18 protein-coding genes, 1 pseudogene and 2 other annotated features are annotated in these 19,800 nt (G+C 34.0%); of the genes and pseudogenes, 16 read left to right on the plus strand and 3 right to left on the minus strand.

The window, feature by feature from the left end; translation table 11 throughout:
• On the minus strand, positions 1-765 hold the full coding sequence (locus NST14_RS09970; RefSeq protein ID WP_001194298.1) for an alpha/beta fold hydrolase: 765 nt from the start codon (positions 763-765) through the stop codon (positions 1-3).
• 240 nt (positions 766-1,005) lie between these two features.
• On the opposite strand from NST14_RS09970, the gene NST14_RS09975 reads away from it, so the two are divergent.
• From NST14_RS09975 to hitS, 3 genes are all read left to right on the plus strand, one after another.
• Positions 1,006-2,766 (plus strand): ABC transporter ATP-binding protein, encoded by a 1,761-nt coding sequence (locus tag NST14_RS09975; protein WP_229142993.1) that lies wholly within the window; start codon positions 1,006-1,008, stop codon positions 2,764-2,766.
• An 88-nt stretch (positions 2,767-2,854) separates the two neighbouring features.
• Positions 2,855-3,532: an envelope stress response regulator transcription factor HitR gene (gene hitR, locus NST14_RS09980; protein WP_048557535.1), complete on the plus strand. Its 678-nt coding sequence runs from the start codon at positions 2,855-2,857 to the stop codon at positions 3,530-3,532.
• A complete protein-coding gene (hitS, locus tag NST14_RS09985; protein WP_048557536.1) occupies positions 3,529-4,602 on the plus strand; it encodes an envelope stress sensor histidine kinase HitS in 1,074 nt (357 codons plus the stop codon). Before hitR ends, hitS begins: the two co-directional genes overlap by 4 nt.
• Before the next feature lie 24 nt (positions 4,603-4,626).
• On the opposite strand, the gene NST14_RS09990 is transcribed toward hitS, so the two are convergent.
• Positions 4,627-5,151 carry a DUF3139 domain-containing protein gene (locus NST14_RS09990; protein WP_229143016.1) on the minus strand — a complete coding sequence of 175 codons (525 nt, stop codon included), beginning with the start codon at positions 5,149-5,151 and terminating at the stop codon, positions 4,627-4,629.
• A 258-nt stretch (positions 5,152-5,409) separates the two neighbouring features.
• Here NST14_RS09990 and NST14_RS09995 point away from each other — a divergent pair, with 258 nt between their 5' ends.
• The 4 genes from NST14_RS09995 to NST14_RS10010 all read left to right on the plus strand — a co-directional run bounded on the left by NST14_RS09995 (position 5,410) and on the right by NST14_RS10010 (position 8,723).
• The gene (locus tag NST14_RS09995) at positions 5,410-6,129 is read left to right on the plus strand and encodes a 3-ketoacyl-ACP reductase (RefSeq protein WP_000818985.1); all 720 of its coding nucleotides are present in this window, start codon (positions 5,410-5,412) and stop codon (positions 6,127-6,129) included.
• A gap of 362 nt (positions 6,130-6,491) precedes the next feature.
• Entirely contained in the window at positions 6,492-7,364 is an 873-nt protein-coding gene (locus tag NST14_RS10000; protein ID WP_048557538.1) for an aminoglycoside 6-adenylyltransferase, read from the plus strand.
• 117 nt (positions 7,365-7,481) lie between these two features.
• Positions 7,482-8,309, plus strand: coding sequence for a peptidoglycan-N-acetylglucosamine deacetylase (locus NST14_RS10005; RefSeq protein WP_048557539.1), 828 nt, complete (start codon positions 7,482-7,484; stop codon positions 8,307-8,309).
• 75 nt (positions 8,310-8,384) lie between these two features.
• Entirely contained in the window at positions 8,385-8,723 is a 339-nt protein-coding gene (locus tag NST14_RS10010; RefSeq protein WP_000271090.1) for an SdpI family protein, read from the plus strand.
• Positions 8,724-8,771: 48 nt separating this feature from the next.
• On the opposite strand, the gene NST14_RS10015 is transcribed toward NST14_RS10010, so the two are convergent.
• Positions 8,772-9,380, minus strand: coding sequence for an NUDIX hydrolase (locus tag NST14_RS10015; RefSeq protein ID WP_048557540.1), 609 nt, complete (start codon positions 9,378-9,380; stop codon positions 8,772-8,774).
• 82 nt (positions 9,381-9,462) lie between these two features.
• Between NST14_RS10015 and NST14_RS10020 the strand changes: the two genes are divergently transcribed.
• The 9 genes and pseudogenes from NST14_RS10020 (at position 9,463) to NST14_RS10060 (ending at position 19,796) form a co-directional block, all read left to right on the plus strand.
• On the plus strand, positions 9,463-10,101 hold the full coding sequence (locus NST14_RS10020; protein ID WP_048557541.1) for a pyridoxamine 5'-phosphate oxidase family protein: 639 nt from the start codon (positions 9,463-9,465) through the stop codon (positions 10,099-10,101).
• A 237-nt stretch (positions 10,102-10,338) separates the two neighbouring features.
• Positions 10,339-10,570: a binding site (T-box leader), on the plus strand.
• A 114-nt stretch (positions 10,571-10,684) separates the two neighbouring features.
• Positions 10,685-10,916: a binding site (T-box leader), on the plus strand.
• Positions 10,917-11,064: 148 nt separating this feature from the next.
• A complete protein-coding gene (locus NST14_RS10025) occupies positions 11,065-12,360 on the plus strand; it encodes a homoserine dehydrogenase (RefSeq protein WP_048556919.1) in 1,296 nt (431 codons plus the stop codon).
• Positions 12,353-13,411, plus strand: coding sequence for a threonine synthase (gene thrC / locus NST14_RS10030; RefSeq protein ID WP_048556918.1), 1,059 nt, complete (start codon positions 12,353-12,355; stop codon positions 13,409-13,411). The genes NST14_RS10025 and thrC overlap by 8 nt, the downstream gene beginning before the upstream one ends.
• The gene (thrB, locus tag NST14_RS10035; protein ID WP_000612668.1) at positions 13,408-14,301 is read left to right on the plus strand and encodes a homoserine kinase; all 894 of its coding nucleotides are present in this window, start codon (positions 13,408-13,410) and stop codon (positions 14,299-14,301) included. Before thrC ends, thrB begins: the two co-directional genes overlap by 4 nt.
• A gap of 113 nt (positions 14,302-14,414) precedes the next feature.
• Complete coding sequence (locus NST14_RS10040) at positions 14,415-14,624, plus strand: DUF6366 family protein (RefSeq protein WP_000711908.1); 210 nt, start codon at positions 14,415-14,417, stop codon at positions 14,622-14,624.
• Positions 14,625-14,835: 211 nt separating this feature from the next.
• Positions 14,836-17,133, plus strand: coding sequence for a glycoside hydrolase (locus NST14_RS10045; RefSeq protein WP_229142994.1), 2,298 nt, complete (start codon positions 14,836-14,838; stop codon positions 17,131-17,133).
• A gap of 204 nt (positions 17,134-17,337) precedes the next feature.
• Positions 17,338-18,339 carry an LCP family protein gene (locus NST14_RS10050; RefSeq protein ID WP_229142995.1) on the plus strand — a complete coding sequence of 334 codons (1,002 nt, stop codon included), beginning with the start codon at positions 17,338-17,340 and terminating at the stop codon, positions 18,337-18,339.
• A 69-nt stretch (positions 18,340-18,408) separates the two neighbouring features.
• A pseudogene (locus tag NST14_RS10055) lies at positions 18,409-18,873 on the plus strand (sensor histidine kinase); the annotation flags it as partial.
• A 101-nt stretch (positions 18,874-18,974) separates the two neighbouring features.
• Entirely contained in the window at positions 18,975-19,796 is an 822-nt protein-coding gene (locus NST14_RS10060) for a peptidoglycan-N-acetylglucosamine deacetylase (protein ID WP_229142996.1), read from the plus strand.
• Positions 19,797-19,800: the final 4 nt, after the last annotated feature.

Below are 19,800 nucleotides of genomic sequence, written 5' to 3' on the forward strand. Positions count from 1 at the left end.
TTACTTTAACTTCCCGTTTAAAAATCGATCGTATAGGTCATGGAAATAGTTAGGGCGAAATAAATTTGCTGCATGTCCTGCTAACGGTATTTCTTTATATAAAACGTTAGGAAGAATGGACTTTAAATCAAAAAGACAAGATTTATAGAGATGATCATGTTCACCCATTACCCATAGTATAGGGTGGGGAAGTGATTTTAATTTAGATTTTAAATCGAATTCTAACCGATGTCGTAATGATTGGACAATAATTGATGAATGTAATTGCAATCCGAAACGGTAATAAATATTTCTTGAAATGACTGCAAATGGGTTTGCTTTTAGTATGCCACTTGGAAAAATGGTATTTGCGTATTGAGAGAGCCATTTAGAGTAATCGTCTCCTCGTTTCTCCCAAAATTTTTGAAATACGCTATATAAAAGAGAAGGATTATTATAATGGCCGCCAATATGACAAATGCTTAATACTTTTTCTGGGTGCATTTGTGCAAAAATGGTAGAGATATAACAGCCATAGCTTAAGGCGCAAATATGAGCTTTTTGAATGCCTTCTTTTTCGTATAAATTCAATAATTGATCAACGAGGCGTTGTAATGAAAATTCGATAGCTTCACCTTTATCATCGCCGTGACCTAATAAATCATACGTAATAATGTTGTAGGAGGTTGAAAATCGTTTATGCTCTTTTTTGAAGGCACGACGATTGCCAACTAATCCATGAATAAAAATAATTGTTTCCTTTTCGGAATGTATATTTGTTTGCAAAAAGGATACTCCTTTCAATAACTGGAGATTTATATAGTATTTTAAATTAGTTATTTATAATTCACATAGAATAATATTAAGTACCAGGTAATAATATCAGATGTTTATATCTGTTGTAAAGATGAGTTTTTATGTATATTTTGTAAAAATACAAAATGTGTGTTTACATTCAGTTTACATTTGTATTGTATTCTATTTTTAGAAAGAACAGTTTTGTTTAACACGAGGAGATGAACATGAATGGAAGTTAGAGATGAAATAAAGAAAAAAGGGAATTGGAGGCAGTTTTTACGCCTTATTCAAGATACAAAGCCTCCGAAAGGGATTTTTATTTTTGCGTTATTAATGAGTTTGCTTTCTACGGGAGCAAGTTTATTTATTCCGATGTTAACAAAAGGGTTAGTAGATAATTTTTCACTTTCCTCAATTAGTACAGGACAAATTGTTGGATTAGTTGCATTCTTTATTATGCAAACTATAGCTGCAGGATTGTCTATATATTTATTAAATTATATAGGACAGAAGATTGTAGCTGGACTGAGAGAACGTTTGTGGAAAAAGGTACTTATATTGCCAGTATCTTATTATGATCAAAATAGAACAGGCGATACAATTAGCCGAATGACAAATGATACAGGTGTTGTGAAGACATTAATTTCTGAGCATTTGTCAAACTTACTAACAGGTGGTATTTCAATCGTCGGATCATTAATTGTATTATTTGTTTTAGATTGGAAAATGACACTTTTACTTTTAACGGTTATTCCATTATCAGTACTGATTTTAGTTCCACTAGGAAGAAAAATGTATAAGATTTCAAAAGCGCTTCAAGATGAAACAGCTTCTTTTACAAGTGTGCTAACGCAAGTATTATCAGAAATTCGTTTAGTGAAATCTTCGAACACAGAAAAAAGAGAATATGAAACTGGAAATAAAGGTATCGAAAAGTTATTGCAATTTGGTTTGAAAGAAGGAAAAGTGCAAGCGTTAATTTCACCAGTTATGTCGTTTGTTTTAATGGCACTGCTTGTTATTATCGTAGGATATGGTGGGATGAGAGTTTCTAGTGGTGCATTAACAACTGGGGAACTAGTAGCGTTTATTTTATATTTAGTTCAAATTATAATGCCGATGAGTCAATTATCTATGTTCTTTACACAATTCCAAAAGGCGATTGGTGCAACGGAAAGAATTAATACAATTTTAGAATATGAAGTAGAAGATCATGAAACTGGTGTGAAAGTCACAAATGCTAAGCAACCAATTGTTCTTGAAAATGTACATTTCGAGTATAACGAAGAAGAGCAAGTGTTAAAGAATATTGATTTCACAATTGAATCTGGAAAAGTAACAGCAATCGTAGGACCAAGTGGTAGCGGGAAAACGACGTTATTCTCATTATTAGAACGTTTTTATGAGCCAACTAGCGGTGCTATTAAATTAGGGAAAGATACAATTACGAACTATTCATTACAGTCATGGCGACGTCAAATTGGTTACGTTTCACAAGATAGTCCGTTAATTGATGGAACGATTCGGGATAACATTTGTTACGGCGTTGAGGGAGAAGTGACAGATGAAGAAATTGAAAAAGTAGCGGCGATGGCATATGTAGATGCATTTATTCATGATTTGCCAAATGGATATGCAACAGAAGTTGGAGAACGTGGTGTGAAACTTTCTGGAGGACAAAGACAGCGAATTGCCATTGCCCGAGCGTTACTTCGAAATCCACAAATTCTTATGTTAGATGAAGCAACTTCTAGTTTAGATAGTAAATCAGAGTCTGTCGTTCAAAAGGCATTAAATAACTTAATGAAAGGCAGAACAACGTTAGTTATTGCACATAGACTTTCTACTGTAGTAGATGCAGATAAAATTATCTTTATAGAAAAAGGGAATCTTACAGGTAGTGGTACACATGATGAATTGTTACGCACACATGACATGTATCGTGAATTTGCAACGCAACAATTGAAAATTAAAGAGGGCGTATTATAAAATGAATCATCAGTGGGGCTTATACTCCGCTGGTGATTCATTTTTAAAAGTTATATAAAAGATGCTACGTAGAAAGGAGAGGTTTTCTTTGCTACCAAAAATTTTAATAGTAGATGACGATCCACATATTAGAGAACTTGTTTCTGTATTTTTAGAGCGGGAAGGATTTCAAACATATGAAGCAATTGATGGTCTAGATGCACTTCAAAAAATAGATGAAGTGAAAGTTGATATGGTTATTCTTGATATCATGATGCCGAATATGGATGGATTTGATGTATGTTTTGAATTAAGAAAATACTATGATATTCCGATTTTGATGTTAACTGCTAAAGGGGAAACGTCTCAAAAAGTAAAAGGATTTCATCTTGGTACGGATGATTATCTTGTAAAACCATTTGATCCGATAGAACTAGTAGTGAGGGTTAAGGCGTTATTGAAACGTTACCAAATTACAGTGTCGCAATCAATTCAAGTTGGAACTGTACTGTTAAATCGTAAAACATTTGAAGTTACAATTGGAGAACAAACGGTTACGTTACCGTTAAAAGAATTCGAATTGCTCTTTACTTTAGGCTCTAAAGCAGGGAGAACTTGTTCGAGAGAGCAATTAATTGAAGATGTATGGGGATATGATTTTGAAGGGAATGAACGCACACTAGACGTTCATATAAATCGGTTACGTGAGAAGTTTCAAGAAGAGAAGTCGAAATTTAGTATTAAAACAATAAGGGGTTTAGGATATCGCTTAGAGGTAAGTAAATGAGAAAAAGAGAACGAATGAGTAAATTCAAGATGCTGAAAGTAACGGGAGCGATAATAGCACTCTTTTCTTTTCTTACTATTATTTGGTCTACAGCATTTTATGTATCATCTAGTATATTGGATGCCCTTGCAATACATTTATCTCCTTTTGTTACCTACCTCATTAGTGACATACTCAGTTTTATATTTATGATTCTTCTTTGGATATTAATTGCAGTATTAATGAGACCGAAGCGAGAGGCGATGATTTGGACTATTATTGAACCGATACAAAAAATTGCAAAAGGGGACTTCTCCGTAAAAATACGAAATGAAGAGAAATATGATGGAGAAATTGGTGTGCTCGTAAAAAGTATAAATGATATGACAGATGAACTAAATGCGATGGAGAAAATGCGCCAGGAATTTGTATCGAATGTTTCTCATGAAATACAGTCACCATTAACTTCTATAAAAGGATTTGCTAGAGCGCTACAAGATACTAATCTTCCTGAGGAAAAAAGAAAGCATTATCTTACCATTATTGAAACAGAAACGACGAGATTATCTAAACTAAGTCAAAATTTACTGAAACTCACCCTATTAGAGTCGGAAGAATATACACCAGAAAGAGTTACTTATCGATTAGATCAACAGTTAAAGCAAATTGTGTTAAATAGTGAACCGCTTTGGGCTGAGAAAGAAATTGAATTAGACCTTGATTTAGAAAAAGTGCATATAACTGCTGACCAAGAAAGTATGAGTCAAGTTTGGATTAATTTAATTCATAATAGTATTAAATTTACTCCAAGTAGCGGTACGATTTCAATCAAGCTAAAAGAATATGAGACATTAGTAGAAGTACGTATTCGCGATTCGGGAATTGGGATATCTGAAGAACAGAAGCAACATATTTTTGAGCGCTTTTATAAAGCGGATTCTTCACGAAATCGTGCTTATGGAGGGAGTGGCTTAGGTTTGGCTATCGTAAAAAAAGTACTCGACCTTCATCAAGGAGAAATAAAAGTCGAGAGTGAGGAAGGCAGTGGTACGGAATTTATTGTACGTATTTCGAATCATGAAGAGAAATAGTGTTAGAAGGGGAACATTCTAACACTATTTTTCTTTAAAAATACATTTCCCATTACTGCAACTATATTGATAAGCTTTTCCTTCATTATTCATACGGTATGAATAATCTGATTTTTCATCTTTCTTAAAGTCAACGTATGCTTCTGCATCGTTTTTATCATCATCTATATCAATGAAATGAATGTGTCGTATAGAATAATCCTTTTTTTCACTTAAACATCTTTCTTGTAAGTTCGTATGAATCCCTTGTATTAGTTGATCGAACAGTGACCAATTTAAATTAAGATGCTCAAATGATTCAGTATGTCTTCCTAAAATGCCATTGTCTTGTATTATTTTTTTATTATTATCGTATGTATAAGAGTATGTAAAATAAGGTTCGTCTTTATATACTACCTCTGCATAATAGCCGATATTATAAAGGGAAGTATATTTTCCGGTTATGCTTTGTATTTCTTTTTGCTTATCTCCTTTTATAGTATGGAGATATTCGTTAGTTTCTTTTTCTATTACTTTATAATATAGTGGATTACCAAATATAAAGTACATAGCCAAAAATATGCTAAATAGTCCGACTGCAGATAGTGACAAGAACCATTTTTTCTTTTCATACGCATATGCTCTCCTTTATGGAATTTATTTCTATTTTACATGAATTATGGAAAAAAGATGAGAATTATAAATAAGAACTTTCTATAGTTACCTACAAGTAACCTACGCACATGAAAGTGCATCATTGCCTTTTTACATAAACATAGATACAATTTTAATATAATACATAACTGAGATGATTAAGGAGTGTTATACTTGGCAGAATTATTACAAGGCAAAAATGCTTTAATTACAGGAGCAGGTAGAGGGATTGGTCGCGCTGTAGCGATCGCATTAGCGAAAGAGGGCGTAAATGTAGGTCTTTTAGCTCGCTCAGAAGAAAACTTAAAAGCTGTAGCGAAAGAAGTAGAAGCAGAAGGCGTAAAAGCTGTTATTGCGACTGCTGATGTTTCTTCATATGAAGAAGTGACTACTGCAATTGAGACGTTAAAAAACGGTTTAGGATCTATCGATATTTTAATTAATAACGCTGGTATTTCTAAGTTCGGTAAGTTTTTAGAACTAGACGTTGCTGATTGGGAAAAAATCATTCAAGTAAACTTAATGGGTGTATACTATGCAACTCGTGCAGCTTTACCAAGCATGATTGAACAACAATCTGGTGATATCATTAACATTTCATCTACAGCAGGACAAAAAGGTGCACCTGTAACAAGTGCATATAGTGCTTCTAAATTTGGTGTTCTTGGCTTAACAGAATCGTTAGCGATGGAAGTTCGTAAACATAACATTCGCGTAACAGCTTTAACTCCAAGTACAGTAGCAACAGATATGGCTGTAGATTTAGGGCTAACTGATGGAAATCCTGATAAAGTTATGCAAGCAGAAGATATTGCAGAGTTTATCGTAGCGCAGCTGAAATTAAATAAACGTACATTTATTAAATCAGCAGGACTTTGGTCTACTAATCCGTAAGGGATACATGTATAAACAAAAGAAGGGATATCTATTTTGTAATGAAGTAGATTTCCCTTCTTTATTTTTTGTATATAAGACAGAATTTTATGTATAATTGAAGGTAAATAGTAGAAAAGTATTGAAAGCGATGGTATTTCCATGAGTATGATTGAGAAGTGGACGGCTGTTGATCAATATATGAGTGATGTATGAATACCGAAAGATTTTACATTTTCGTAAAAGAATACCGAAAGGAGATAAATAGAATGAAAAAGATGTTTGAAAAATTATAACTTGTATCGTATACAACGCAGTTAGCTCGTGGACCTCCTATATACATATCACTATATTTTATATAAAAAATTGGAGGTTGTGAGTAGATGAGAACAGAAAAAGAAATGATAGACTTAATTATGAATACAGCAAAAGAGGATGAAAGAATCCGAGCTGTCATCATGAATGGATCGCGTGTAAATCCACATGTGAAAAGAGATTGTTTTCAAGACTATGATATTATGTATGTTGTAAAAGATATACAATCCTTTACGTCTAATCATAATTGGATTCATAGATTTGGAGAAATAATGATTGTACAAATGCCGGAAGAAATGTCATTAGTTCCACCAGATGGAGACGGAAAGTTTCCGTATTTAATGCAGTTCATGGATGGGAATCGGATTGATTTAACACTAGTGCCAGTTGAATTAATAAATAATTTCGTTGGACAAGATAGTTTAAGTAAATTACTTCTCGATAAAGATAATTGTATAGAAGAATTCCCGCCAGCAAGCGATAAAGATTACTTAATAAAAAAGCCTACAGAAAAAGAGTTTTTAGGTTGCTGTAATGAGTTTTGGTGGTGTAGTACGAATGTGGCAAAAGGGTTATGGCGTGAGGAACTTTCTTATGCAAAAGGAATGCTTGATGGTCCAGTGCGGGATATGTTCATCGTAATGCTAGAATGGCATATTGGTATGAAAACAGACTTTACAGTTAATGCAGGAAAGTTTGGAAAGCATTTCGAGCAATATATTGAAAAAGATATGTGGGAGCAATTTAAGAGGACATTTTCTAATGCGGAATATGAAAACATATGGGAGTCATTCTTTGTCATGGGTAATTTATTTAGGGAAGTGGCGAATGAAATTGCTAACACATATGGGTATCGATATCCGCAAGATGATGATGATAAAGTGACGAACTATTTAAAACACGTGAAAGCTTTGCCGAAAGGTAGTACATCAATTTATTAATAATAGTCAGCAGTAAGACTGTCCAAATGACGGACAGTCTTATTTTTGTTTATGAATAACAATTTCTCTAACAAAGTGCAGAGGAATCACATATGAAACTTTAGGGAGGTTTTTATCATGTATTATTTTTATTCGCCACAAATGTTTACTCCATATCAATGGGGACTAGAACGAAATGTTTCGTATGCTTATATGCCATATAACTTATTTTATTACGGAGATTATATAAGAACATTGCCATACACATATATCCCTCAAAGCTATGAAGTACAAATGAAAGCAGATGAACGTGGATCGTGGACACCATTTTCTTGGGTCGAAAAATATGCGTACGCATTTTCAGGACCGTACAATAAAGCGGAAGTCGCACTTACATTTGATGATGGACCGGATTTAGAATTCACGCCAAAAATATTAGATAAGTTAAAACAACATAATGTAAAAGCGACTTTTTTCCTGCTTGGTGAAAATGCAGAAAAGTTTCCAAATGTAGTAAAGCGTATTGCGAATGAAGGGCATGTAATTGGTAATCATACGTATAGTCATCCTAATTTAGCGAAAGTAAATGAGGATGAGTACCGTAATCAAATTATAAAAACGGAAGAAATATTAAAACGTATAGCCGGCTATGCTCCTAAATTTATACGCCCGCCGTATGGTGAAATACTTGAAAATCAATTGCATTGGGCAACTGAGCAAAACTTTATGATTGTACAGTGGAGTGTGGATACAGTTGATTGGAAAGGTGTAAGTGCTGATACGATTACAAATAATGTGTTAGGGAACTCATTCCCTGGTAGTATCATACTTCAACATTCAACTCCAGGTGGACGCCTGCAAGGATCTGTAGAGGCGCTAGACAAAATGATTCCGCAGTTAAAAACGAAAGGGGCGCGCTTTGTAACGCTGCCAAGTATGTTCCAAACATCGAAAGAGCGGAAGTGAATGTGTTGTTGAATTGGAAAAAACAGGATTTTGTCGTATAATGAAGCTGTAGGTTGTTAGGAGGGAATATAATTGATGTATGCACTAATAAACATAGGAATGAGTATTTTAATAGGTATTATATTTATACTTGCGGCGATTGTCCTTCAAAAAAATCCACCGACCGATATTAATGCGGCATATGGTTATCGTACGAAACGATCTATGAAAAATAAAGAATTATGGGATGTAGGTAATAGGTATAGTGCAGAAGTGATGAAGCAAAACGGATTCATTATGATGTTAATTGGAAGTGTTGTTAGTATACTGTTTAGATATCCACATACAATGATAGCGATTATGGTGATTATGCTGTTATTAATCATTCGTTTATTTATACGAGTAGAGAGTAGATTAAAAATGCTTGAACAATAATGAAAAAATAGGACTTCATGCAATATAATGCTAGGAGTCCTATTTTATTTATAAACTATTATTTTCTAGTAAGTCTTTTCCTTGTTCAACAACAAATTCATAGTATGCAAGATCATATGGATAGATATCATCAAAAGTTATCGTTAGCGGTTTATTGCTCAAAACAGAAGTAGCTGTAAAAGATGAAATCTCTCTTTTTAATAGTTGTAGAAAAGAAGTTGCATGTACTTTCATCACATCATCTACTTCTTCACCTGGTGCGAATGGAAGTGGATCGATGACATTGTGAAAATACATATGGCAAAACTCGCGATCCGTAAGATTTGAAATTTCATAATCTATTGTAAAGATTCCTGTATATGCTAGATCAGTAGTTTGAAAGGAAAGCCCTAATTCTTCCTTAATTTCACGAAGGCCACCAATTTGTACATCTTCATCATGCATAATATGTCCAGCTGAAGTAATATCCCATATACATGGGGCTTCTTTTTTATTTTTAGAGCGTAATTGGAAATATAAGAACATATCTTCATCATCTTTTTCTACAAACCAACAATGAAATGTTTCGTGCCAATCACCGTCACGGTGCACTTCATCACGTAATTTCTTCCCAAGTGTATTTCTTTCAGAATCGAATATCGTTAACCACTCTGTCATTTTAATTCCCCTTTCTGCAAATTTTATTATACAATATTTGTAATGAATTTTGGGAAAATAAAGAAAAAAGGAGAGGGTATAAGTGGGTATAGAGAGGACGGAAATAAAATCGATTATTTCAACTGAGGTAGAATTACGGAAAATATTAGGGGAACCAAGTGAGCGAGCTTTGAAAAAGGTTATTTCATCATTAGACCACCATTGCGTAGATTTTCTATCTAAATCTCCTTTTCTAGTATTATCTACAGCAAATAAATTAGGAGAGTGTGATGCTTCACCGAGAGGAGATGCACCTGGATTTGTTTACGTATTAAACCATAATAAAATTATCATTCCAGAAAGACCAGGCAACCGCCGTATAGACTCCATTTTGAATATTATTTCCAATCCACGTGTAGGATTAATCTTTTTTATCCCAGGCCTTGGGGAGACACTCAGAATAAATGGCCGAGCGTATATAACAAACGACGAAGAAATTTTGCAAGAAATGCAGGTAAATGGACGCAATCCGCTACTTGGAATTGTTGTTGAAATAGAAGAGTGTTATATTCATTGTGCAAAAGCTTTTATTCGTTCTAAAATGTGGGATCCGGAATCTTGGTTACATAAAAAAGAGTTACCTTCAGCAGCAAAAATGTTATTGGAGCATGCGAAAGTGAATACTTCAGAAGAGGATGTTGCACGTTCTTTAGAAGAAAGTTATAGGGAAAGATTGTATTAAGAAAATTACTTTTTAAATATAGTGTTGAGGTGTGAAACTCTAAACGTTTTAGAATGAGAATTTAATATCAATCTTGTTAGTTTGTAAGTGATGAATACATGTGCAAGAGTAGAAATCTATATTAGATGATTTGTTATTTTAAAATAAAATGATTCGTATTTTTAAAAATAATGAACAAAAATAGGCTTGCTTTTTAAAAAGTTGATAACTATAATAAGTTAACAAATAGACATGAACGAAAAAGTAACGATAAGGATACGGAATCATTTTTACGGTTTACAGAGAGGGAAGTCAAGGGTGTGAGCTTCCTAACACGAGAAATGATTTTACCACCTTTGAACTTCAATAGTGAACGAGTAATCTAGTAATTATTGACGGAATCAGCCGTTATCTGAACTTGAGCAATCTAGGAGGAAATATGTCTAGATTGGAACAAGGGTGGAACCACGAAAACACATTCGTCCCTTTCCTAGGGATGAGTGTGTTTTTTTTATGGGTTACAGATTGAAAATTGAAAATAATTAAAAAATAGTATTGATTTTGTTTTTTATGCGAGTATAATGAGTTAACAAATAAACATGAACGAAAAGTAACGATAAGGACACGGAATCATTTTTACGGTTTACAGAGAGGGAAGTCAAGGGTGTGAGCTTCCTAACACGAGAAATGATTTTACCACCTTTGAACTTCAATAGTGAACGAGTAATCTAGTAATTATTGACGGAATCAGCCGTTATCTGAACTTGAGCAATCTAGAGAGAAATACGTCTAGGTTGGAACAAGGGTGGAACCACGAAAACACATTCGTCCCTTTCCTAGGGATGAGTGTGTTTTTTTATTACTTTGAAAGGAGGTGCTGTAACATGAAACGATTTGTACGTACGGAAATAACCACCACCTGCATGATTGAAAAGCAGAGTAAGGTGATTGATAAAAAATAAAATTGTAGGAGGAGATTAGAAGATGAATAATGTTGTTAATGTAGGGGTGTTAGGATTAGGTACGGTCGGAAGTGGTGTTGTCCATATTTTGAAAGAACATTATAAAAAAATTGCACTTGATACAGGGTATGAAGTGAAAGTGAAGACAGTTGCTGTACGTGATTTAGAAAAAGAACGTGATGTTTGTATTGATGGAATCGTAGTAACAAGTCATGTTGATGAAGTTCTAAATGATTCAAATATTGATATTGTAGTAGAGGTAATGGGCGGAATTGAAGAAGCGAAGCAGCATATTGTTAAAGCTTTACGAAATAAGAAACATGTCGTAACAGCAAATAAAGATTTAATGGCTGTATACGGTGCAGAACTTCTCCAACTGGCGAACGATAATGATTGTGATTTATGTTATGAGGCAAGTGTAGCGGGCGGTATTCCGGTGTTAAGAGGGTTAACAGACGGATTAGCATCAGATCAAATTGAAAAAATAATGGGGATTGTAAATGGTACAACAAATTACATGTTAACAAAGATGAGTCAAAATGGATGGTCGTATGAAGAGGCTTTACAGGAAGCACAAAAATTAGGTTTCGCAGAATCAGATCCGACAGCGGATGTAGATGGGCTAGATGCGGCGAGAAAGGTAGCGATTCTTGCAAACTTAGGTTTTTCGATGAATGTTTCTTTAGATGATGTGCAAGTAAGAGGGATTCGAAAGGTCGAAAAAGAAGATTTACAAATGGCTGAAAAGTTAGGGTTTACAATGAAATTAATTGGTAAAGCAGAGAAACACGGATCAGCCATTCATTTAAGTGTAGAACCGACTCTTTTACCTAGTCATCATCCATTATCGAATGTAAATAATGAATTTAATGCAGTATATGTTCACGGGCAAGCGGTAGGAGAAGTAATGTTTTACGGACCTGGAGCTGGGAAGTTACCGACTGGTTCTGCTGTAGTAAGTGATATTATTTCAATCGTTAAAAATATGAATCAAGTTCAGAAAAATAAAAGTGCGTTAAAAGAACCAGAGCCGTACGAATTACAAGGGGATGAAGAAGTCGTTTCGAAATATTTCTTACGTATCTCATTACGAGATGAACCTGGTATGTTGCAAAAAATAACAGAATGTTTCGTTAATTATTCTGTAAGTTTAAAAGAAGTGATTCAATTACCTTTAAATCGTGAACTTGCAGAAGTCGTTGTTGTGACACATCAAACTTCAAAGTATCAATTCGAACGAGTTTTAGGAGCGATAGAAGATGTCGCAAGTGAAATAAACAGTTACTACATTATTGAGGAGGAAAAACAATATGTATAAAGGACTATTAAACCAATATGCTTCTTATTTACCGGTAAACGAAAACACACCTGATGTGAGCTTAATGGAAGGAAATACACCCCTTATTCCGTTATTAAATATATCAAAACAATTAGGGATTCAGTTATATGGTAAGTACGAAGGAGCGAATCCGACAGGTTCCTTTAAAGATCGTGGTATGGTAATGGCAGTCGCAAAGGCAAAAGAAGAAGGTTCGGAGGCCATTATTTGCGCATCGACAGGTAATACATCAGCATCGGCTGCCGCATACGCGGCACGCCTTGGAATGAAATGTATTATCGTAATACCGGAAGGAAAGATTGCACATGGGAAATTAGCGCAAGCAGTTGCCTATGGTGCTGAAATTATTTCAATAGAAGGAAATTTTGATGATGCACTAAAGGCTGTAAGAAATATTGCTGCAGAAGAGCCAATCACATTAGTTAACTCGGTAAATCCTTATCGAATTGAAGGGCAAAAAACAGCAGCATTTGAAATTTGTGACCAATTGCAAAGTGCACCAGATGTTCTAGCGATTCCTGTTGGGAATGCTGGGAATATTACAGCGTACTGGAAGGGTTTCTGTGAATATGAGAAAGAAAAAGGATATAAGAAGCCAAGAATTCATGGATTTGAAGCGGAAGGAGCAGCTGCTATTGTAAAAGGGCATGTAATTGACGAGCCAGAAACAATTGCAACAGCGATTCGCATCGGTAACCCAGCAAGTTGGTCATATGCAGTAGAGGCTGCTGAGCAATCTCACGGTGAAATAGATATGGTATCAGATGAAGAAATTTTACATGCGTATAGATTATTAGCAAAATCGGAAGGGGTTTTCGCTGAGCCAGGATCGAATGCTTCATTAGCTGGCGTAATGAAACATGTTCAATCTGGAAAAATCAAAAAAGGAGAAACAGTTGTTGCAGTTTTAACTGGAAACGGCTTGAAAGATCCTGATATCGCAATCTCTGCTAATACATTAGATATTGCAAGTGTTTCAAATAATATAGAACAAATTAAAGAGCATATTAAAGGGGTGATTATGTCGTGATACCATTAAGTATTCGTGTTCCTGCTAGTACAGCGAATGTTGGACCTGGATTCGATTCAGTAGGAATAGCTTTGTCATTATATTTACATGTAGTAGTTAAAGAAAAAGCTGATAAATGGCAAGTAATCCATTCCTTTGAAGATTCAATTCCGACAGACGATAAAAATTTAATTGTTAGCACGGCATGTAAAGTATGTCCTTCTTTATCACCCTATATAATAGAAGTTACTAGTAACATTCCGCTAACAAGAGGTCTAGGAAGTAGTGCATCAGCAATTGTAGCTGGGATAGAGCTTGCGAATCAACTCGGAAAATTGAACTTAACGACTGATCAAAGAGTTCAAATTGCTACAAATTTTGAAGGTCATCCTGATAATGTTGCTGCTTCTATATTAGGAGGAACTGTAATCGGAGCACTTGATGGGAAGAATGTTTCGGTTGTAAGAATTGAAAGTAAGGAATTAGGTGTTATTTCTCTTATTCCAAATGAAGAGCTAAATACAGATGAAAGTCGATCTGTATTACCAGATGTATTCCCGTTTCATGAAGCTGTTAAGGCTAGTGCAATAAGTAATGTATTAGTAGCTGCTTTATGTCAAAAGAAATGGAAAGTTGTAGGCGAAATGATGGAAAGGGATCATTTTCACGAGCCGTATCGTTTAGAGCTTGTACCGTTATTACCATCTATTCGTAAATGTGCAAAAGAATTCGGTGCATACGGTACAGCGCTTAGCGGTGCAGGACCATCTATTTTTATATTAACGCCGTATGAGAAACGTCAAGAAATTGCTGAGCAATTAGCGAGAGTATTTACGTCTATGAAAGTGTGTGAGCTAGAAATTGATCATAGAGGGATTACTGTAAATAAAGAAGAACATATTGGATTATAAAGAAAGCTAGTATCGCTAGCTTTCTTTATGTTGTAAATATGTTTGCATATAAAAGAAAAATATGAATGTATAATTTAGTAAAGAGTATATTAACTTGGAGGTGAACGGATCATATGAAGAAAGAGTTACCGGAAGAAAAAAGAGAACGTATAAGGCAAAGTGAATTGAAAAACAATTCTACCGGTTCTTTACATGATGGGCTCAACAGAGCTGAAACGGGTAGTCCAGTTGATATGGCGGGTGGTATGAATTGGAAAGGTACAGCGATAGTAATTTTAGTGCTAGTTTTAGCGTATGTTATATACACTTATTTTTTTAGTTAAGAAATGCATGTTAAAGCTTTGAATGATTTGCTTTTATAATTAGTGAGGATGAAAAAACACGGTTATTGTACTATATATATTAAGCAGATTATAGTTGCCCATATATATTTATTTTTAATCCCAAAAATAGAGCTAGCATTATGCTGGTTCTATTTTTTTGCCACATTCCTGTAACAAAGCCTCTGTATATTCAGTGGTGGAGGTGCAGAAGATGAAAAAAATGATAGCAATATGTCTTCTTACAACGATGTCATTTTCGACTTTAGTCGGGTGTGATGTAAAAGGTAGCAATACTGTTCAAGAGTCTAAAATAAAGAAAGCAACGTATAAAGAATTTACTTATGATGTCAATCCAGAGACTTTCACGTTAATTGTAGAACATGATGGCGTAAAGGCACTGGCATCACAGCCCTTGCCGAAAATGAAGGTGTTGAATGTAAAAAAAGAAAAGGATCGTACATCTTGGGAATATCCAGATCAAAAAGTAAAAGTGAGTCTAGAGAAGAAAAAAGATCACTTAAATATTGAAGTAGAATCGACTGGTGCAGAAAGCTTTACTTGGCCGAAAGTACAAGCTGAAAATTATACACTTCCGTTATGGGAAGGGAAGCAAATTTCGAGTAATGATGAAAATTGGAAGAAGTTTTTAAAGGATGATGCATATTCATTTGCTGAATCATTTTCTATGAAGTTTTTCGCATTAAATGGTTTGAAATATTCAATTGTATATATCGCGAACAATATGTTTAATAATGAGGTGAAATTTCATTCGGATCCGAAAATCGGGTTTGATTTTATACATGAATTTCCGCGTATAAATAAAAATAAAACATATGGATTTCAAGTATATGTGACAAATAATGATGTAGTAAGTATTGCTAAACTGTATAAAGACAATATCGCTCGAAAAGGTGAATTTAAAACATTAAAAGAAAAGGCTAGAAAAAATAAAGAGATAGAAAAGCTTTACGGTGCAGCTCATTTTTATTTTTGGAATCAAAATGGCTTATCAGAAAGTAATGTAAATTGGCCAAGGCTAAGAGAGAAAATAAATAGCCCTTTGTTTAGCCATATAAAAGAGCTTATTCAAAAATATAGTTCAGAGCCTGGGGAATTGAATGTATTAGATCAAGTAAGTAAACAAGATTTCATTGATAAGTATCAAAAAAATGTTATTTTACGTTATATAAACGAAGTGTTATCAATGAAAGAATTTTATAAAGATGATATTTTTCAAAACGTTAATCAGGAAGCTAGTGTGCTATTAAAGAAAGGTGTAGGTCACTTAACGAATACAGAATTGTATAGCTTAAATAAGCATTTATTAAAGTCGCTACTTGGTGATGCGGTTGAAGAGGTAAGTAAATGGGGTAATGCAGATGGAACGGACATACTAAAGGAAATGAAAGAGGCAGGAATAGAAAAAGCGTGGATTGGTCTGCCAAACTGGGAACAAGGATTTATGCAACCTAATTTCGTGACAGAAGCTAAGGAAATGGGGTATTTAGTTGGTCCGTATGACTCATATCATTCCATTCACGAAAAAAGTGATAAAAATTGGAACACAGCATCCTTTAATGACCCATCATTATACGAAGAGGCTACTGTAACGAAGAAAAATGGAGAAAAGGTGCAAGGGTTTTTAGGTAGAGGGCGAAAATTAAATCCAACTTTATCTCTTCCTAGTGTAAAAGAACGAATGAACGATATATTACAAAATGGACCTAAATATAATTCATGGTTTATTGATTGTGATGCGACAGGTGAAATTTACGATGACTATTCAGCGAAACATATAACGACACAAGAGCAAGATTTAAAAGCACGTTTAAAACGAATGGACTACATTGCGCAAGAAAAGGGTATGGTCGTTGGTTCTGAAGGCGGAAATGATTTTGCTAGTAGTACGATTGCATTTGCTCATGGTATTGAAACGCCTGTAATTAAATGGGACGATGAAGATATGAGGAAAAATAAAACAAGTCCGTATTATGTAGGTGGATATTGGTCACCGAATCAAAATGTTCCAGAAAAATATGCGAAACAAGTACCGTTAAAAGAAGAGTATAAACAAGTATATTTAAATCCTGCATATTCAGTACCATTATATAAATTAGTATACAATGATTCTGTAATTACAACGCACCACTGGGAATGGGGAAGCTTGAAAGTAAAAGATGAGGTTAGAAACCGTATGTTATACGAATTATTGTATAACGTTCCTCCGTTGTACCATTTAGATGAAGTAGAGTGGAATAAGCATAAACAAGAAATTACGCAGCACCTGAAAGTTTGGAATGAAGTTCATGAAAAGGCAGTAAAAGAAGAAATGACGAACTTTGCATATTTGTCAGAAGATAAGTTAGTACAATCAGCTTCGTATGGAAAAAATATTGAAATTATTGTGAATTTCTCAAATGAAGAGATAGAAATACAAAAGACGAAAATAAAAGCAAAATCAGTTTTCATTATTAATAATGGAAAGCAAACTATGTATACACCAAACTAATAAAATTATAATATATGAATTTAAAAATAATTTTATATAAATAGTGACTTGCCAAAAATAAGCACGAGAGTATAATGTGAAATGGAGTACATATTGGATTTGCGCAGTAACCTTACAAAATTGTAAGGTAATTGAAAGGAAATTCAATATGAAGGTTAATAGACTTGCATTATAATTGGGAAAGAGAAAGAGAGGCGAATGGATATGAGCTCTGAATTAGAACAGAATACGAGAAGCAGTAAAAAACGTTCTAAAAGAAAATCAATAAAATGGTTCATTATAATTCCATTGTTCTTACTTATTTTTGGTGGAGTAGGATATGGATCGTTAATATATAATAAAGCAAAAGCAGTAGTAAGTGATGCATATGCACAAATTGATAAATCATCGAAGCGTGATAAAGAAGTTGAACCTTTAAAGGATAACATTTCAATTCTAATTATGGGTGTTGATGGTAGTGAAATGAGAAAAAGCCAATACGGAGAAGCTGTTCGAACAGATGCACTTTTATTAGCAACAATTAATAAAGATGATAAATCAGTTAAATTAGTAAGTATTCCGCGTGATTCACGTGTATATATTCCATCTAGAAAGAAATTAGATAAAATTACACATGCACACGTATTTGGTGGTGTTGAAAGTACACGCGATACAGTGGAAAGATTTTTAAATGTTCCTGTTGATTATTATGTGAAGTTTAACTTTGAATCATTCGTACAAATTGTCGATTCACTTGGTGGTATTGATATTGATGTACCAGTTACTTTCACTGAACAAGATAGTAAAGACCAAGCAGGTATGATTCATTTAGAGAAAGGCTACCAACATTTAAATGGAGAACAAGCACTTGCGCTTGCAAGAACGCGTAAAATTGACAGTGATGCAATGCGTGGTCAAAGACAACAACTTGTAATTGAAGCAATTGCTAAAAAAGCGATGTCTGTTCAAGCTATTAGCAAAATGGGCTCTTTACTTGATGCGGTTGATAAAAATATGAAAACGAACTTAACTTTCGATGATATGCTTGCTATTACGAAAAATATGGCAGGATCTAATTTGGAAATGGAAAAAATGCAAGTGGAAGGTACGGATAAACGTATCGGAGGCATTTATTATTACATTCCAAATGAAAAAAATGTGAAAGATATTTCGAAAAAATTAAATGAACATTTAGGTGTAACACCAAAGCCAGTTCGAAATGAATAATAAAAAAAGATTGGCCTTTGCCAATCTTTTTTTATCGAGATGGATTTGTAACTTTTCTGTAACGATTTTTTATACTTAAATCATTTCAATTTATATAAACAAAAGGTGCAATTATACGATATACTAGAGGAGAAGATTTGGCAATTAACTCCTAATGCTGAAGAGAAGCAAATGCAATTCATCAAAACTATAGAAAGAATCGAATTGATAGGAGATCGAAATAGACTAAAGCAAATTTTCTTGAATATTGTTTAAAATGCCATTAAATATTCACATAAAAATGGTAAAGTATATATTGAAGTGACTAAAAATAAAGGACAAGCAGTGATAAAGGTGAAAGACGAAGGGATTGGAATTGCTAAAGAGCATTTACTGTATATAGAACAGTCATTTTACCAGATTAATAATTATGCTACAGGTGCGGGTCTTGGTTTAGCCATCGTTAAAAAAATGGTGGAGCTTCATGGAGGTACAATAAATATTATAAGTAAAGAAGGAATAGGAACGACCATTTTGATAAAACTCCCATTATAATACATATATAGGTCTGTTTATATAGTGTAATAAAATAAATAGATGTATAATTATATTGGGTGATTTATATATAAGATTAATAGGGAGAGGAATTCGATAGAATGGAAAAAGCTTTTAAAATTAAACGAGTAGTATTCGTTTTAATAGCGATTGCAGCAGTAGCTATTGGGTATTTCATGTTTCAATCCATTACTTCACCAGCAAAGGCTGTTGCAAAACAAGAAAATGTAGTACAACTCGCAAGTGAACAACCGAAAGTAGAAATGAATAAAACGGCACCAAGTCGTTTTAATGGCAAGGAAAGAAAAGTTGCTTATCTTACATTTGATGATGGCCCGGGGAAATATACGGCTGAATTATTAAATACGTTAAAACAACATGATGCGAAGGCGACATTCTTTTTAATTGGAGCGAATGTAAAAGAGTTTCCAGATTTAGTGAAACGAGAAAATGCAGAAGGTCATTATGTAGGAATGCATAGTATGACGCATAATTTTGCAAAGTTATATAGAAATGGCGAGTATGTAAATGAGATGAAAGAAGATCAAAGCTTAATCGCCAATATTATTGGGAAATCACCTAAATTAACACGTCCACCATACGGTTCAATGCCTGGATTAAATGAAAGTCTTCGAAATAAAGTGGTAGAGGGCGGCTTTAAAGTGTGGGATTGGACAATTGATTCATTAGATTGGAAATATAATAAAATGCAAGTTGATGCAGCTGCAGCACAAATTGCTCAAAATGTATTAACAAATGCAACAAAACCACAAGAAGTCATTTTAATGCATGATATTCATCCGCAATCAGTTGCTGCTGTGCCAGCAATTTTAAAAGGGTTAAAAGAAAAGGGTTATGAGTTTGAAGCTTATCATGAAGAGAGTCACTTCCCAGTGAATTTCTGGCATGATAACCGTATGTAATGGA

Origin of the sequence: Bacillus sp. FSL W8-0519, from assembly GCF_038005585.1 — a bacterium.
GTDB classification, from domain to species: Bacteria; Bacillota; Bacilli; order Bacillales; family Bacillaceae_G; genus Bacillus_A; species Bacillus_A paranthracis.